The sequence below is a fragment of the Bradyrhizobium sp. 23AC genome (assembly GCF_054863025.1).
In genome coordinates, this window is the sequence record NZ_JAVAYN010000015.1 from 150,810 (window position 1) to 167,032 (window position 16,223).

Annotated in this window: 13 protein-coding genes; 5 read left to right on the top strand and 8 right to left on the bottom strand. The window is 64.1% G+C overall.

Annotation, left to right across the window (positions count from 1 at the left end):
• The first annotated feature begins 2 nt into the window (after positions 1-2).
• The 3 genes from RAD10_RS29050 to RAD10_RS29060 all read left to right on the top strand — a co-directional run bounded on the left by RAD10_RS29050 (position 3) and on the right by RAD10_RS29060 (position 2,479).
• Complete coding sequence (locus tag RAD10_RS29050; RefSeq protein WP_091966017.1) at positions 3-695, top strand: amino acid ABC transporter permease; 693 nt, start codon at positions 3-5, stop codon at positions 693-695.
• A 12-nt stretch (positions 696-707) separates the two neighbouring features.
• The gene (locus RAD10_RS29055; RefSeq protein ID WP_018321511.1) at positions 708-1,439 is read left to right on the top strand and encodes an amino acid ABC transporter ATP-binding protein; all 732 of its coding nucleotides are present in this window, start codon (positions 708-710) and stop codon (positions 1,437-1,439) included.
• A 179-nt stretch (positions 1,440-1,618) separates the two neighbouring features.
• The gene (locus tag RAD10_RS29060) at positions 1,619-2,479 is read left to right on the top strand and encodes a D-amino-acid transaminase (RefSeq protein ID WP_461620187.1); all 861 of its coding nucleotides are present in this window, start codon (positions 1,619-1,621) and stop codon (positions 2,477-2,479) included.
• A gap of 136 nt (positions 2,480-2,615) precedes the next feature.
• Here RAD10_RS29060 and RAD10_RS29065 read toward each other — a convergent pair whose 3' ends face one another.
• The 3 genes from RAD10_RS29065 to RAD10_RS29075 all read right to left on the bottom strand — a co-directional run bounded on the left by RAD10_RS29065 (position 2,616) and on the right by RAD10_RS29075 (position 6,014).
• Entirely contained in the window at positions 2,616-3,077 is a 462-nt protein-coding gene (locus RAD10_RS29065; RefSeq protein ID WP_461620188.1) for a carboxymuconolactone decarboxylase family protein, read from the bottom strand.
• A gap of 27 nt (positions 3,078-3,104) precedes the next feature.
• A complete protein-coding gene (locus RAD10_RS29070; protein ID WP_461620189.1) occupies positions 3,105-4,715 on the bottom strand; it encodes an MDR family MFS transporter in 1,611 nt (536 codons plus the stop codon).
• Between the two features lie 117 nt (positions 4,716-4,832).
• Positions 4,833-6,014 (bottom strand): HlyD family secretion protein, encoded by a 1,182-nt coding sequence (locus RAD10_RS29075; RefSeq protein WP_461620190.1) that lies wholly within the window; start codon positions 6,012-6,014, stop codon positions 4,833-4,835.
• A 299-nt stretch (positions 6,015-6,313) separates the two neighbouring features.
• Between RAD10_RS29075 and RAD10_RS29080 the strand changes: the two genes are divergently transcribed.
• Positions 6,314-7,225: a LysR family transcriptional regulator gene (locus RAD10_RS29080; protein WP_461620191.1), complete on the top strand. Its 912-nt coding sequence runs from the start codon at positions 6,314-6,316 to the stop codon at positions 7,223-7,225.
• Here the strand turns inward: RAD10_RS29080 and iaaH are convergent.
• Complete coding sequence (gene iaaH, locus RAD10_RS29085; protein ID WP_461620192.1) at positions 7,220-8,644, bottom strand: indoleacetamide hydrolase; 1,425 nt, start codon at positions 8,642-8,644, stop codon at positions 7,220-7,222. The two genes, RAD10_RS29080 and iaaH, sit on opposite strands and share 6 nt — an antisense overlap.
• Before the next feature lie 75 nt (positions 8,645-8,719).
• Positions 8,720-12,169, bottom strand: a complete 3,450-nt coding sequence (locus RAD10_RS29090; RefSeq protein ID WP_461620193.1) for an indolepyruvate ferredoxin oxidoreductase family protein — start codon at positions 12,167-12,169, stop codon at positions 8,720-8,722.
• Positions 12,170-12,321: 152 nt separating this feature from the next.
• Here RAD10_RS29090 and RAD10_RS29095 point away from each other — a divergent pair, with 152 nt between their 5' ends.
• Positions 12,322-12,777: an Lrp/AsnC family transcriptional regulator gene (locus RAD10_RS29095; protein ID WP_461620194.1), complete on the top strand. Its 456-nt coding sequence runs from the start codon at positions 12,322-12,324 to the stop codon at positions 12,775-12,777.
• A gap of 122 nt (positions 12,778-12,899) precedes the next feature.
• Here RAD10_RS29095 and RAD10_RS29100 read toward each other — a convergent pair whose 3' ends face one another.
• The 3 genes from RAD10_RS29100 to RAD10_RS29110 are packed head-to-tail and all read right to left on the bottom strand — an operon-like array spanning position 12,900 to position 16,142.
• Positions 12,900-13,685 (bottom strand): fumarylacetoacetate hydrolase family protein, encoded by a 786-nt coding sequence (locus RAD10_RS29100; protein WP_461620195.1) that lies wholly within the window; start codon positions 13,683-13,685, stop codon positions 12,900-12,902.
• A 15-nt stretch (positions 13,686-13,700) separates the two neighbouring features.
• Positions 13,701-15,068 (bottom strand): LLM class flavin-dependent oxidoreductase, encoded by a 1,368-nt coding sequence (locus tag RAD10_RS29105; RefSeq protein WP_461620196.1) that lies wholly within the window; start codon positions 15,066-15,068, stop codon positions 13,701-13,703.
• A 21-nt stretch (positions 15,069-15,089) separates the two neighbouring features.
• Complete coding sequence (locus RAD10_RS29110) at positions 15,090-16,142, bottom strand: Ldh family oxidoreductase (protein ID WP_461620197.1); 1,053 nt, start codon at positions 16,140-16,142, stop codon at positions 15,090-15,092.
• Between the last annotated feature and the right edge of the window lie 81 nt (positions 16,143-16,223).

Below are 16,223 nucleotides of genomic sequence, written 5' to 3' on the forward strand. Positions count from 1 at the left end.
CGATGTTCGGCAATCTCGATTTCGACGTCATCCGCCGCGCGCTGCCCTATTTGTTCTACGAGGGCATGACGTTCACACTGACGCTGACGGGCCTTGCAGCCCTCGGTGGCCTCGTCTTCGGCACGGCGCTCGCCCTGATGCGCCTGTCCGGCCTCAAGCTGCTCGGCCGGATCGCCGGGGTCTATGTCGACTTCATGCGCTCGCTGCCGCTGGTGCTGGTGATCTTCTGGTTCTACTTCCTGGTGCCCTATATCGGGCAGTGGGTGACCGGCGCCTCGCGCCCGATCAGCGTCGGCGCGTTCGCGTCCTCGCTCATCACCTTCATCATGTTCGAGGCGGCGTACTTCTCCGAGATCATGCGCGCCGGCATCCAGTCGATCTCGCGCGGCCAGCCGGCCGCGGCCAGCGCGCTGGGGCTGACCTACGCCCAGACCATGCGCTACGTCGTGTTGCCGCAAGCTTTCCGCAACATGCTGCCGGTCCTGATCACGCAGACCATCGTGCTGTTCCAGGACACATCGCTGGTCTACGTCCTCTCGATCACGGACTTCCTGGGAGCGGCGAGCAAAGTCGCGCAGCGCGACGGGCGCCTCGTCGAAATGTATCTGTTCGCGGCGGTCGTCTACTTCACCATTTCCTGTATCGCGTCCTTCGGCGTCCGTCGCCTCCAGGCGCGCATCGCCATCATTCGATAGAGCGTGTCGGTCATGATCGAAATCAGCCACGTCAACAAATGGTACACTCCGAGCTTCCAGGTGCTGACCGATTGCACCACCAGCGTCACCAAGGGCGAGGTCGTCGTGGTCTGCGGACCCTCGGGCTCGGGCAAGTCGACGCTGATCAAGTGCGTCAATGCGCTGGAGCCGTTCCAGAGCGGCGACATCAGCGTCGACGGCACCAAGGTCAACGACCCCAAGACCAATCTGCCCAAGCTGCGCTCGCGCGTCGGCATGGTGTTCCAGCACTTCGAGCTGTTCCCGCACCTCAAGATCATCGACAATCTCTGCCTCGCGCAGCAGAAGGTGCTGGGCAGGTCGTCTGACAAGGCTGTGACGAAGGGCATGATGCTGCTGGATCGCGTCGGCCTGAAGGAACAGGCGCAGAAGTTTCCCGCGCAGCTTTCCGGCGGCCAGCAGCAGCGCGTGGCGATCGCGCGCGCGCTCGCCATGGACCCGATCGTGATGCTGTTCGACGAGCCGACCTCGGCACTCGATCCCGAAATGGTCAGCGAAGTGCTCGACGTCATGGTCGATCTCGCCCATGAGGGCATGACCATGATGGTCGTCACCCACGAGATGGGGTTTGCCCGCAAAGTGGCCAATCGCGTGATCTTCATGGACCGCGGCGAGATCGTCGAGGACGCGGCGAAGGACGATTTCTTCGGCCAACCGCGCAGCGACCGCGCGCAGAAGTTCTTGTCGAAGATCTTGTCGCATTAGTCGGTCGTCATCCCGGGGCGCGCGTAGCGCGAGCCCGGGATCCATACTCCCGATGGTGGTTATGGATTCCGGGCTCATTCGCTGCGCGAATGCCCCGGAATGACGAAACGAGGGATGATTGCGCCCCTCAATCGGCGTATAACGCCCCAAATTCCCCCTTTCTCCCCAGGAGACCTGCCTTGGACCCGATCGCCTACGTCAACGGCTCATTCGTCCCGCTCTCGGACGCCAAGATCTCGGTCCTCGATCGCGGCTTCTTGTTTGCCGACGGCATCTATGAGGTCTCCGCCGTGCTCGACGGCAAGCTGGTCGACAACGCCTCGCATCTGGCCCGGCTGGAGCGCTCGGTCGGCGAGATCAGCTTGAAGCTGCCGGAGACGGTCGAGCGCATCACCGAGCTGCAGAAGGAGCTGATCGCGCGCAACAAAGTCGCCAACGGCCTCGTCTATCTCCAGGTGACACGCGGCGCCGACAAGGGCCGCGACTTCGCCTTCCCCAAGGGTGACGTCAAGTCGAGCCTGGTGATGTTCACTTCCGAAAAGGACATCATCAACGCCGCTTCCGCGAAGACCGGCATCAACGTGATCACGGTGCCTGATATCCGCTGGGAGCGGCGCGACATCAAGAGCGTGGCCCTGCTGGCGCAGGTCTTGGCAAAGCAGGCCGCGGCCGAAGCCGGCGCCGGCGAAGCCTGGATGCTGGAAGATGGCTACGTCACCGAGGGCGGCTCCTCCTCGGCGTTCATCCTCACCAAGGACGACGTCATCGTCACCCGCAAGAACTCCAACGCGATCCTGCCGGGCTGCACCCGCAAGGCCGTGGTGGCGCTCGCCGAGGAGCGTCAGCTTCGCGTCGAGGAGCGCTCCTTCACGGTGGCCGAGGCGCTGGCTGCAAAGGAAGCTTTTGCCACCTCGGCGTCACTGTTTGTCCAGCCCGTGGTTGCGATCGACGGCAAGAAGGTCGGCGACGGCAAGCCCGGCCCGATGGCCACCCGCCTGCGCGAGATCTACGTGGAGTTCGCCAAGGCGACGGCGGTTTAGGCGGCATACGTCGCTGCGTAGGGTGGGCAAAGGCGCCCTTGCGCCGTGCCCACGTCTTCTCTCGCATGTTGGAAGAACGTGGGCACGCTTCGCTTTGCCCACCCTACGAGACCTGCGCTGAAGCGCGTGTCGCGACCTACGCCACGGACGCCTTCACCTTCACCGGATGAACCGCACGGAACGCGATCGCGATCCTGTTCCAGGCGTTGATGGCGCCGATCAGCATGGTCAAGTTTACCGTCTCTTCCTCGGAGAACTGCGCGCGGATCTGCTCGTAGACGTCGTCAGGCGCGTGCGTCTGCGCAATCAGCGTTACCGATTCCGTCCAGGCCAGCGCGGCGCGTTCGCGATCGGTGTAAAGCGGGGATTCGCGCCAGGCATCGAGCAGATAGATGCGCTGCTCGGTCTCGCCGCGCTTGCGGGCGTCCTCGGTGTGCATGTTGATGCAGAAAGCGCAGCCATTGATCTGTGACGCCCGGATCTTGACGAGCTCGATCAGCGATTTCTCGAGCCCCGTGGACTGGATCTGCGTCTCCAGCGCCATCAGCGCTTTGATTGTGTCGGGCGCGGCCTGATAGTAGTTCATGCGGGGTTTCATGGTCGTTCTCCTTGTTGCTGGGTTGAGTCAGTGGGCGCCACCTGCTGAGGTCTGGCCGGGCTTCTTCAGGAACAGCACCGCGGCGAGCGCGACGATCAGCGCCATGCCGAGCAGATAAAACGTGTCGCTGAAGGCGAAGATATAGGCCTGCTTCTGCACGATATGACCAATCGCGACATAGGCGCGATGCGCCGCATCCGCACGGTCGAGGATGCCATGATTGACGAAATATTGCGTGAGCTGTTCCAGCCGTGTGCGGGTGGCCTGCTCGAATACCGAAACCGACTGCATCAGCACGTTGGAGTGATACTGCTCGCGCTTGGTCAGCACGGTCTGGAGCAGTGCGATGCCGACGGCGCCGCCGAGATTGCGCATCATGTTGAACAGGCCCGAGGCCGAGCCCGCGTTCTCCGGCTCGATGCCGGCGGTGGCGACCGCCGACAGCGGCGCCATCACCAGCGCCTGGCCGATGGCGCGGACGACATTAGGCCACAGCAGCTGGTCGGCGGCGTAATCATTGGTCATATAGATGTTCATGAAGTTGGAAGCCGCGAACAGCACGAAGCCGATGCCGATGATGATCCGCGCATCGAACTTTTGCATCAGGCGCGGCACCAGCGGAATCAGCAGGAGTTGCGGCAATCCGGTCCAGGCCAGCACCATGCCGATCTGCTCGGAATTGTAGCCCTGGATGCGCGACAGATATTGCGGCAGGATGAAGACCGAGCCGTACAGCGCGATGCCGAGCAGGAAGTTCGCGAGCATGCCGAAGCCGAAATTGCGGCGGACGAGCAGGCGCAGGTTGAGCAGCGGCTTCTTCACCGTGAGCTCGATGAGCAGGAAGGCGGTCAGCGCGACGGCCGCGATCACCGACAGCCTGACGATGAAGGGCGAGCCGAACCAGTCGTCCTTGTTGCCTTCCTCCAGCACGGTCTGGAGCGCCGAAAGCCCGATCGCCATGGTGATGATGCCGGCCCAGTCGCCGTCGCGCAGCAGCCCCAGCTTCATCGGCTTGGGCTCGAGCGCGTACCAGAGCATGCCGACCATCACCGCGCCGGGGATGAGGTTGACGTAGAAGATGTACTCCCAGCCAAAATTCTCGGTGAGATAGCCGCCGATGGTCGGGCCGATCGCCGGCGCGAATGTCGCCGACAGCGCGAACAGCGCAAGGCCGACCGGCTGTTTTGCGCGCGGCAGCAGCGTGATGATCAGCGTGAACGCCATCGGAATCAGCACGCCGCCGGTAAATCCCTGCACGGCGCGCAACACGATCATCTGCGGCAAATCCTGCGCCAGTGCGCAGGCCGCCGAGAGGATCAGGAACAGGATCGCGTTGGTCAGAAGATAAATCCGGATCGAGAACACCTGCGCCAGCCAGCCGGAGAGCGGGATCACCACGATTTCCGCGACCAGATAGGAGGTCGAGATCCAGCCGCCGTCGTCGATGCCGGCGCCGATCGCGCCCTGGATGTCGGCGAGCGAGGCGTTGACGATCTGGATGTTCAGCACGGCCATGAAGGCGCCGAGCGTCGCGCCGATCACAGCGATCCAGGTTTTTGTGGATACCGCCGGCGTGGTCGGAGCTGCGGGGGCGGCGAGATTGGTGGCGGCGTCGACGGTCGGTTGCAGCGTGCTCATGGAAGCCTCGTCTCGGGTACGGAGACAGGATGCGTTGGGCGAATGGTTTCGATAATCGATGAAGCTGTGGAAGGATCGTTCGGCAGGATTTGATAATCCCGCCGATGCCTTCCGGCTTCAGCCGCCGTTGGGGCGGGACGTGTTGTCGGCGAGACGCTTCGCCGTCTCGCGCTCGGCCAGCACCGCCTGCTTGGTATCGATCGTCGGCACCGCCGACATGCCGGGGCGCAGCAGGCCGGTGAGGCTGTGGTCGTCGAGCACGATCTTCACCGGGACCCGCTGCACGATCTTGGTGAAATTGCCGGTGGCGTTGTCGGGCGGCAGCAGCGCGAATTCGAGCCCGCTGGCCGGCGACAGGCTGTCGACATGGCCGTGCAGGGTTCGATTGCGAAAACTGTCGACGTGCAACTCGACCGGCTGACCCGGCCGCACATGCGTGAGCTGGGTCTCCTTGAAGTTGGCGACCACATACACCGCATCGAGCGGCACCACCGCCATCAGCTGCGTACCGGCCTGGACGTATTGACCGACGCGCAGCGAGCGGGCGCCGACGGTGCCGTCGACCGGCGCGGTGATCTCGGTATAGGACAGGTTCAACGCCGCCTGCTGCGCGACTGCGCGGGCCCGTTCGAGCTGGGCCGCCGCCTGGGCGCGCTGGGTCGTGAGCACGTCGATCTTGCGCTGCGCGGCCAGCAGGCCAAATTTCGCGTGCTGCAGTTGCGCGCTGCTCGCGCGTAGCGCCGCGTCGGTCTGCTGCGCGCGCTGGATCGTGCCGGAGCCGGTCTTCATGAGGTCGTCGTAACGGGCGCGCTCTTCCTGCGCGAATTTCAGGTTGGCGTCGGCAGCGGTGACATCAGCCGTGCTCTGCTCGATGATCGGCTGTTGCAGTTCGAGCTGGGCATCGATGTTGCGCACCGAGGCTTCGCCGGCGGCGACGTCGGCTTTGGCCTGGTCGAGCGCGGCCTTGAAGTCGCGATCGTCGATCTTGGCCAGCGCCTGGCCGGCCTTCACCTTTTCGTTGTCACTGACCAGCACCTTGGCGATGTAGCCGGAGATTTTTGGCGCGATGATCGTGGAGTCGGCCTTCACATAGGCGTCGTCGGTTGTCTCGAGGTAGCGACCGTTGGTCCAGTAATCGTGCCCGTAATAGACGGCGGTTGCCGTGCCCGCGAGGAACGCGAGCGCCAGCGCCGCGCGCCGCACCCTGTTCCGGGCCGGGGCAGTCGGCGGCGGCTTGGGGGCATCAGGGGTGATTTCAGTTCCTTGCTGAAAAGTCTCGGCGCGGGGCATCTCGGACATGGAAGTCTCCTATCGGCGTGCTGAGACTATTGGTCTTTCTGGGTCAGGTGATAATCGGCGAAATGCTGGAAGGATTATCCATCAGAACTGGATAATCCGGAGAGGTCGCCTTGGTCGTTATGTCTAGCGAACCAGGACCCGTGACCGCCCCAGAGCGATTGCCGCGCCCGTCGAGCGATTGCTGCTAACGCATGCGTCCTGCTGCACCGGAGCCTCCAAGCCGGATGAACCCCATGTTTTGATAGATAATCGGAGCGAATTCCTTGCGATTATCCATCAAAGGCGGATAATCCGGCGCCATGGATCGATTGACCAGCCTCGAAGTCTTCAGCCGGGTGGTAGAGACCGGCGGCTTCTCTGCAGCCGCCCGCAAGCTCAACATGTCGACCACCATGGTGAGCAATCACGTTCAGGCGCTGGAAGACCGGCTCGGGGTGAGGCTGCTTCAGCGGACCACGCGCAAGGTCAACCTCACCGAGATCGGCAAGGCCTATTACGACCGTTGCGTCCAGATCCTCGCCGACATCGAACAGGCCGACGATATCGCAAGTGAATTGCAGTCGGTGCCCCGCGGCACGCTGCGCATCCACGTCGCCACGCACATGGTGCAGTTCGTCGCGCCTGTGGTGGCAAAGCTTCTGTCGACCTATTCGGAGCTCAAGATCGATCTGCGCATGGGCGAGGCTGACGTCGATCTCATCGAGGAAGGCTACGATGTCGCCTTGCGCATGACCTCGCCGCCGGATTCAAGCCTGATCGTCCGTAGCCTCGCCACCTGGCGTCACGTGCTGTGCTGTTCGCACGATTATCTCGAGAAGCACGGCCGGGTGCAGAAACTCGACGAGCTCGCCGCGCATAATTGTGGCCGGCACCTGAACTATCCGTTCGGCGATGAATGGCGCTTCCTCGATCGCAAAGGCGCACCGGCCTCCGTACGCATCTCGGGCAGCTTCGTCACCAATAGCGGGGAAGCGCTGCGCAAGGTCGCACTGGAGGGAGCCGCAATCTGTCTGATGGCGGGATTTCTCATTCAGGACGACCTCGAAGCCGGTCGCCTCGTGCGCCTCTTGCCGGAATATCGGACGATCGAGCTGTCCATGAACGCGGTCTATCCGCATCGTCACCATCTGTCGGCGAAGGTCAGGACCTTCATCGACCTGCTCGCGCACCACAGCGCCGAGCAGCAAAAGCTGATCAATCCGTATTCATGATCGGCGCGGCGCCGGCAGCCGTCCAAATATCTTGTCCAGCGCCATGCCAATCGCAACGAGCTGCGGATCGCTGCCCGCCGGGCCGTCCAGCTCAAGGCCGATCGGCAGCTCGCTGGTGGCGCCAAGCGCGATCGGGATCTGGATTCCGGGAATGCCGGCATTGCTGCCGGGGTCGGTGTTCTGGATGAACAGTCCGAAGTTCTCGAGGCTGCTGGAGTCGGGATTGGAGGCGATTGCGACGCGCGGCGTGGTCGGGAAAGCGATGGCATCGAGCCGATGATCGGCGAAGGTCCTGGCATAGAGCGCCTGTAGCGCCGGTCGTGCGGTCTTGATCGCCGCGTCATAGATCGGCCCGGCATCGAGCAGCGTATTGTCCGGACCGGGCAGTTTACGCGGGATGACGAGGCCATCATAGGTGCCCTTCACGTCGGGGCTCGCAATCTCCCTCGCCAGCGCTTCGATGGTCAGGCCTGTGCCGGTGTGGGCGAGATATCCGACCATGTCGTCATAGGCTTCATACAGCGCGACGGGGAAGCCGACCTGGCCGTTGAGTTCGGCGAGCTGCGGCATCTCGACCTCAACGACCGTGACGCCCTGCGCCTTCATCCGCACGATGGCGACCTGGAAGGCGGTTTCGGTGTCGACATCGAGATTGCTCAACATCGTCTTCACGATGCCGATCCGCACCTGCTTCAGGTCGGCAGGTAGGACCGCCTCGCGACCCGAGATCACGCGATCGAGCAGTTCGACGTCGGCCATGGTCGCGGCCATCGGGCCCGCGGTGTCGCGCGTGTGCGAGATCGGGGCGATGCCTTCTTGTGGATAGCGGCCGACGGTCGGGCGCAGCGAGGCACATCCGTTCAGCGCGCCGGGCACGCGCACTGACCCACCGGTATCGGTGCCGAGCCCGCCCGCGACGATCCGCGCGCCGATCGCAGCGCCGGTCCCGGACGAGGAGCCGCCGGCGATCAGGGTGCGGTCATAGGCGTTGCGCACGCCGAACTCGGCGCCGGTCTTGAAAGCGGTGTTGTAGCCGGAGATGCCGAAGGCCAGCTCATGCATGCTGGTCTTGCCGATGATGATCGCGCCCGCAGCGCGCAGCTTTGCCACGACCGGCGCATCGGCCTTCGGAACGTAATCTCTGAGTGCGGGTGTGCCGGCGCTACAGGGCAGTCCCGCGACCTCGATGTTGTCCTTGATCACGACGGGCACACCGCCGAGCGGCTTGTTCTTGTCGCCCGTCGTGTCGAATGCCGTGGCGGCCTTCAAGGCGCCGGCCTCGTCCAGCGTGATGAAGGCATTGAGATCGGCATTGGCCTTGGCGCGGGCAAGAGCCTCCGTTGTGAGCGCGGTACTCGTGACTGTGCCAGCGCGGAGGGCGGCCGCGGCCTTGGTCAGGGTCAACTGGTCGAAATCCATGATGCGTCACCCGATTGGCGGGCTGCCGTCAGGGCGCCCTCCGGCCATAGAGGCTGAAGCCTTGCTGGCCCCGCGTCAACCGGTGGCGCGCAGCTTTGCCGGCGACGACGGGTGGAGTTCATTGAACCGCCGCTCGACCTCGATCTTCGCCTTCCCGATCGCGGCGTCCTTGACCGGGCCGTAGCCGCGGATGTCCATCGGCGCTGTTGCGATTGCGACGAGACCTGGCAGATGCGCCGCATCGAGCCCGCCGAGCATCCGCTCGATCAAGCCTTCATACCAGGCGATCAGTTCGCGCTCGGTGCGCCTTTCCCGGGTGTAGCCGAACGGATCGAACGGCGTGCCGCGTAGCCCCTTCAAGCGCGCGAGCATGGCGAGCGGCATCTGGATCCATTGGCCGAAGGCGCGCTTGCGCGGACGCCCACGTGCGTCGCGCCGCGACGGCAGGAAGGGCGGGGCGAGGTGATACCGGACTGTGAAGCCATCCTCGAATTCGCGCTTCAGCTCATCGAGGAATCCGCCCTGCATGTGCAGGCGCGCCACCTCATACTCGTCCTTGTAGGCCATCAGCTTGAAAAGGGCGCGGGCGACGGCCTCGGTCAGGGCCTCGCTGTTCAGGACAGCTTCGGCTCGGCGGACCCTCGCGACGGTCGCCCGGTAGCGCGCCGCATAGGCGTCGTCCTGATAGGCGGTGAGGAAATCGGCGCGACGGTCGATCATCTGGTCGAGCGTCTCGGCCGTTGGCGCTTCATCGACTTTCGGCAAGGAGTCCGGATCGGCTGCGACCACCCGGCCCCAGGCAAAGGCCTGCTTGTTGCGTTCGACCGCGACGCCGTTGAGCTCGATTGCGCGCAGCAGTGCCTGCAGCGAGATCGGCACCAAACCGCGCTGCCAGGCAAAACCGAGCATGATGATGTTGGCATAGACGGCATCGCCGAGCAGTCGTTCAGCCAATGCGTTGGCGTTGACGGTACTGAGATCGCTCTCGCCGATGACTTGGCCAATGGCGCGCAGGCGCGCGGGGGAGGCGAGATCGGCGTCGCGGAAACGGACCACGTCACCGGTCGGCATCTCCGCGGTGTTGACAGCGGCGCGCGTGCCGCGGCGGTAGGTGCCTGAGGCTTTTGGCGAGGAACTCACCACAAGGTCGCAGCCGATCAGCGCATCGGCTGCGCCCTGGTCGATACGGACCTGATGCAGCACCGCGGGGCTCGAGGCGAGGCGGATGTAGCTCAGCACGGGCCCGAATTTCTGCGCGAAGCCGGTGAAGTCCAGCACCGAGACGCCGCGGCGTTCGAGGTGCGAGGCCATGCCGATCAGCGCGCCGACAGTAATCACGCCGGTGCCGCCGACGCCGGTGATGAGCAGATCGTAGGGACGGTCGAGCGTTGCCGTCGCGGGCAACGGAAGTGTGGCGGCCCGACCAACGGCGTCGATCTGGCTCGCGCTCTTTTTGCGGCGCGTCGCGCCTTCGACGGTCACAAAACTCGGGCAGAAGCCGTTGAGGCAGGAAAAATCCTTGTTGCAGGCCGACAGATTGATCTGACGCTTGCGGCCGAACGGCGTCTCCTTCGGCTCGACGCTGAGGCAGTTGGATTCCACCGAGCAGTCGCCGCAGCCTTCGCAGACGAGATCGTTGATATAGGCGAAGCGCCTGGGGTCGGCCATCTGCCCACGCTTGCGCCGGCGTCGCTTCTCCGTGGCGCAGGTCTGTTGATAGATCAGGACCGAGACGTTGGGGATATCGCGCAGCTCGCGCTGCACGGCATCCATCTCTTCGCGCGGATGAAGGGTGACGCCGGCCGGCAGGTCGGCGGGCGAGAACTGTGCGGGATCATCCGACACCAGCGCGATGCGCGCCACACCTTCGGCGCGGACGCTGTGGGCGATGGCATGCACGCTGATGGGACCGTCGACCGGCTGGCCACCGGTCATCGCGACGGCGTCGTTGAACAGGATCTTGTAGGTGATGTTGGCCTTGGCGGCGATCGCCTGCCGGATCGCCATCGAGCCGGAGTGGTAATAGGTGCCTTCGCCGAGGTTCTGAAAGATGTGCTTGTGGCCGGTGAAGCGTGACGAAGCCGCCCAGTTGACGCCTTCACCGCCCATCTGGATCAGCGACGAGGTCTCCCGGTCCATCCAGCTTGCCATGAAGTGACAGCCGATGCCGGCCTGCGCCTTGGAGCCTTCAGGTACCTTTGTTGATGTGTTGTGCGGGCAACCCGAGCAGAAGTAGGGCGTGCGCGTTGCGCCCGAGACGTTGATGGTGCGTGCGGCCTCTGGCATCAGGGCGGCCGCGCGTGCGGCGAGATTGAGGCCTGGAAACATCGGATCGAGCCGGCGCGCCAGCACGCCGGCGAGCGCGCGAGGCGACAATTCGCCGATCCAGGAGATCAGCCTTGCCCCGGTTTCATCGTGCTTGCCGACCATGCGCTCCGGCTTGCTGCCAGGATAGTCGTAAAAATATTCCTTGAACTGACTCTCGATGATGCCGCGCTTCTCCTCGACCACGAGGATCTCGCGCTTGCCTTTCACGAAATCCATGGCGTCATGCAACGCCAGTGGCCAGACCATGCCGACCTTGTAGACGTCGATGCCGATGCTGCGGCAGGCGGCTTCGTCGAGCCCCATCAGCCGCAGCGCCTCCATCAGGTCGAGATGGGCCTTGCCTGTGGTGACGATGCCGTAAGTGGCGTCCGCAATGTCGTAGATGTGACGGTCGATCGGATTGGCCTTGGCGAAGGCGTAGACCGCATGCTTCTTCGCCTCCAGCCGCTCCTCGATCTGCGGGCCCGGCAAATCAGGCCAGCGGTAGTGCAGTCCATCAGGCGGCGGCGTGAAGTCAGGCGTGCGGAAGAGGCGCGGCGGCTGCAGCGCGACGGAGGCGCCCGACTCGACGATCTCCGAGATCGCCTTGAAGCCGACCCACATGCCGGAGAAGCGGCTCAGCGCATAGCCATATTCGCCGAACGCGAGATACTCGCCAACGCTCGAGGGGTGCAGCGTCGGCATGAACCAGCTCATGAAGGCGACGTCGGACTGGTGCGGCATCGAGGAGGAGACACAGCCATGGTCGTCGCCCGCGACCACCAGTACGCCGCCATGCGGCGAGGAGCCGTAGGCGTTGCCGTGCTTCAGCGCATCGCCGGAGCGGTCGACGCCGGGTCCCTTGCCGTACCAGAGCCCGAACACGCCATCGACCTCGCGATCTCCCTGCGTCTCGACCTGCTGCGAGCCGAGCACCGCGGTCGCGGCGAGGTCCTCGTTCACGGCTGGCAGGAATTCGACACGGTCCCGCTTCAGCCGCTCCTGGATGCGCCAGAGCTCGAGGTCGATGCCGCCGAGCGGCGAGCCGCGATAGCCTGAGATGAAGCCGGCGGTGTTGAGCCCCGCGGCCCGGTCGCGCCTGACTTGATCGAGCGCGATGCGGACGATGGCCTGTGTGCCCGTAAGGAAGACGCGGCCGTGTTCGCGATCGTAGCGATCGGAGAGTTCGTAGGGGTCGAGTGACGGAAAGGCGTCCATGCGGACCTCCCGCGGCATCCTTGCCGAATGAGCGGAGGGTAGGCCCTGATGGTTGGTAGGTCTTACCTATCTTTCCTAGCTGCAAGCTGATTCTGGTGAATTGTCCCGAATTAGGCTATCATGTGGTAGAATACACCAGATTGGGCCGATCGATGATCGAAGACCAGGACGCGCAGATTCTCGCTCATCTGCAGAAGGATGGCCGCGCCACCAACCAGCAACTGGCGGACGAGGTCGGCATGTCCACTTCGGCCTGCTGGCGCCGGGTGCGCGCGCTGGAGGAGGCCGGCATCATCCAGGGTTACGCGGCGCTGGTCGCGCGCGAGCAGGCGGGCTTTGCGATGTCGGCCATCCTCCACGTCTCGCTGGAACGGCACGACGCGAAGTTTGTCGACGAGTTTGTCTCGCGGGTAACCAAACGCCGCGAGGTGCTGGAGTGCTTTGCGACCACGGGCGACGCCGATTATCATTTGCGCGTCGTCGTGCAGGACATGGCGGCCTACAACCGCTTCCTCGACGAGTTCATGTTCCGCATTCCCGGTATCCGCTATGTCCGCAGAAACGTGGTGCTGAAGGAGATCAAGTCGAGCGTGGCGCTGCCGTTTTGAAGAAGGTGTCGTTGGGTGGGCAAAGCGAAGCGTGCCCACGTCTTTCGTCGAAGCATCAAGAGATGGTGGGCACGGCGCAAGAGCGCCTTTGCCCACCCTACGGCACCGGTGCTGCGGGACCGCTACCGCCCCTCCCGCACAAACCTGTTGCGCAACGTCCCGACACCGGTGATGTCGATCTCCACGACGTCACCGTGCTTGATGTCGGGCGAGGCACCGTCCGTGCCCATCCAGATCACGTCGCCTGGCCATAAGGTAAAATACTTCGTCAGCTCGACCAGGAACGGCACCACACCGAAGATCATGTCGCCGGTAGCGAAGCGGTTGGTTTCCTTGCCGTTGACCCGGACGATCGTTTCCATCTTTTCGAGATCGGCTTCGGTCTCGATCCACGGCCCCATCGGCTTGAACGTGTCGGCGTTCTTCGAGCGCCACAGGCTGCGGTCGGCCTTCTGCCAGCTGCGCTCGCTGACGTCGTTGCCGATGGTGTAGCCGAACACGCAATCCATCGCGTTCGCTTCGGTGAGATGCTTCACCTTCTTGCCGATGACGACGACGAGCTCGCCCTCGTAATGGATCTTGTCCGTCGCAAAGGACGGGATCACGACATCCTCGTCATGTGCGATCAGCGCGTTCTGCGCGCGATAGCCTATCTCGGGGCGATCAGGCACGGCCGGAACTTCGCCGCGCTTGTCAGCGGCCTCCTTCAGGTGCTTCATATAGTTCAGGCCGACGCAATAGAAGGTGCGCGGGATCAGCGGCAGCTCGATCCTGACCTGCGACAGCGAATGCGTGCGCGAGGTGCGCTGCCATTCGCCGAAGGGATCGCCATCGACCGCGACGACCTTATCTCCCTCGACGATCCCCCACGAGGTCTTGCCTGCATCAGTAAATTTCAGCCAGCGCATGCCAAGTCCTCGTTGCTATTCCGCGGCATCGCGCGGCGGCACCTTCCAGGCGCCGGCGGCCGGACGCTTGAGCCCAAGGTTTTCCCGCAATGTCTTGCCGCGATAGTCCTTCTGGAACAGGCCGCGGCGTTGCAGCTCCGGAACGACATGCTGAACGAAATCGGCGTAGGAGCCGGGAACGTAGGTCGCCGCGATGACGAAGCCGTCGCAGCCGCGCTCGACAAACATTTCCTCGAGCTTATCCGCGATCTCCTTGGGGCCGCCGACCATCGCGTCCTGCACCTGGCCGCGGCCGGAGAAAGTGACGAAGTCGCGCGCGCTCGGATTGCTCTTGCCTGAATTCTTCAGCACGCCGTCGCGGATGCCCAGAATACCTTGCATGCTCTTCAGCTCGTCAGTGGTCAGCGGCTCGTCGAGGTCCTTGGAGGCGAAGTCGTAGTTGAGCGCTTCGGCAAGCAGCGACAGCGCGTCGATCTGGAGCGGCAGCTTGTTGATCAGCGCCATCTTGTCCTCGGCTTCCGCCTTGGTCGCGCCACAGACTGGCGTCGTCAAATTGCAGAGGAACATCTGGTCGGGATCGCGGCCGGCCTTTGCTGCCTCGTTGCGCACGGACGCATAGCCGTCCTTGGCGCCCTGAAGATTGCGTGCGGCGGTGAAGATCACCTCGCCCCAGCGGCCGGCAAAGCGCTGGCCTCGGCCCGATGCCCCGGCCTGGATGATCACGGGGTGGCCTTGCTGCGAACGCGGCACGGTGAACGGCCCGCGTGACTTGAACGCCGCGCCCTTGTGGTCGAGCCGCTTCACCTTGGTCGGATCAGCAAAGCGGCCGGTCTTCTTGTCCATGATCAGCGCGCCGTCTTCCCAGGTGTCCCAATGGCCGAGCACGACCTCCATGAATTCGTCGGCCTTGTCGTAGCGGGAATCATGTTCGGGATGGGAGTCGCGCCCCATGTTGAGGGCCTCGCCGTCGTTGAGCGAGGTCACGACGTTCCAGCCGGCGCGTCCGCCGGACATGAGGTCGAGCGTCGCAAAACGGCGCGCAACATCGAACGGCTCGTAATAGGTGGTCGAGCAGGTTGCTCCCAGCCCGAGCTTCTCGGTGACCATGCCCATCGTGGTCAGCACGATCAGCGGATCCATCTTCACGCAGCGGATGCCGTATTCGACGGTATGGGCGTGGTCGTTGCCGTAGCGGTCCGGCATCGCCAGGCGGTCGTCGAAGAAGGCCATGTGGAACTTGCCGGCTTCGAGAATCCTGCCGATCTCCTGATAATAGTCCGCCGACATCGAATCGTCGCGCGAATCCGGATGCCGCCAGGAGCTCGGCAGGTTGGTGCAGTTCTGCGCCTGGAGGAAGCCGACCAGGACCATCTGTCGATTCATGCTGCTGTTCTCCTGATGCCGTCAGACCAGATCGAGGACCGTGTCGAGCCGGTATTCCCGCGCCAGCGCGCGCAGCTTTTCCCAGGTGGCATCCTCGATCTCGATGCCGTCGCGCAGGCGCTGCTGCTCGCGCAGGCCCTCGATCTCGCCGGGATAGTAGACGCCTTTGCTGCCCTCTGACGGCGGCGTCGATTTCAGATAGCGCGCGAACTCGGCGACCTCGCGCTTGAAATCCTGCAGCGGGCGGAATGCGGCGACATTGAACACCGCCATGAAGCATCCGTCATTGTGTCGCCCCGTAGGCTCGACGCCAAAGCCGAGACCGGTGAGCAGGCCGCACAGCACCTCGACCATGGCGGCAAGGCCGCTGCCTTTGTAGCCCTCGGTGCCGCCGAGCGGCAGCAGCGCGCCGCCCTTGCGGTATTGGGTGGGATCGGTGGTGTGCCGTCCCTCGGCATCGATGATCCAGCCCGTCGGAATCTCCTCGCCGCGCGCGACGGCGAGCTGGATCTTGCCGGCCGCCACCGCCGAAGTCGCCATGTCCAGATAGAACGGTGCATCGAGATCGGACGGCACCGCGATCGAGATCGGGTTGGTGCCGAGCCGCGCCTCCTTGCCTCCAAACGGGGCGACGTGTTTCGGTGAGCGGCCCGAGTCCGCCGTCGCAATCCCGATCATGCCTGCGCGCATCGCCATCAAGGGGTAGGCGGCGAGGCGGCCGACATGGCTTTGCCGGAACACGGTGCAGGCAGCGACATTCGCCGTCCTGGCTTTCTCGATCGTCAGCGCCATCGCCTTGGCGTTGACGTGGAAGCCAAAGCCCCAATGGCCGTCGATCACGGTCGTGGTCGGTGATTCCTGGACCACGGTCCATTTGGCGCCGGGAACGATGTGGCCGGCCTTGATGCGGTCGATATAGGTGGGAACGGCGATCACGCCGTGGGAATCATGGCCGGCGAGATTGGCGTTGACGCAGCCGACCGCGACGGCGTCGGCTTCTTCTTCGGAGGCTCCGGCGGCGCGGAGCAGGGCGGCGCTGACGCGCGTGAGGCGATCGGCCGTGACGATCGGCATGGCGTTCCCCGGGGTCTTTGCCCTTGGCGGGCACTGATTGTTGGAGGCCATCGTCTCAAAGCGCCGCTGCGATATCAATCT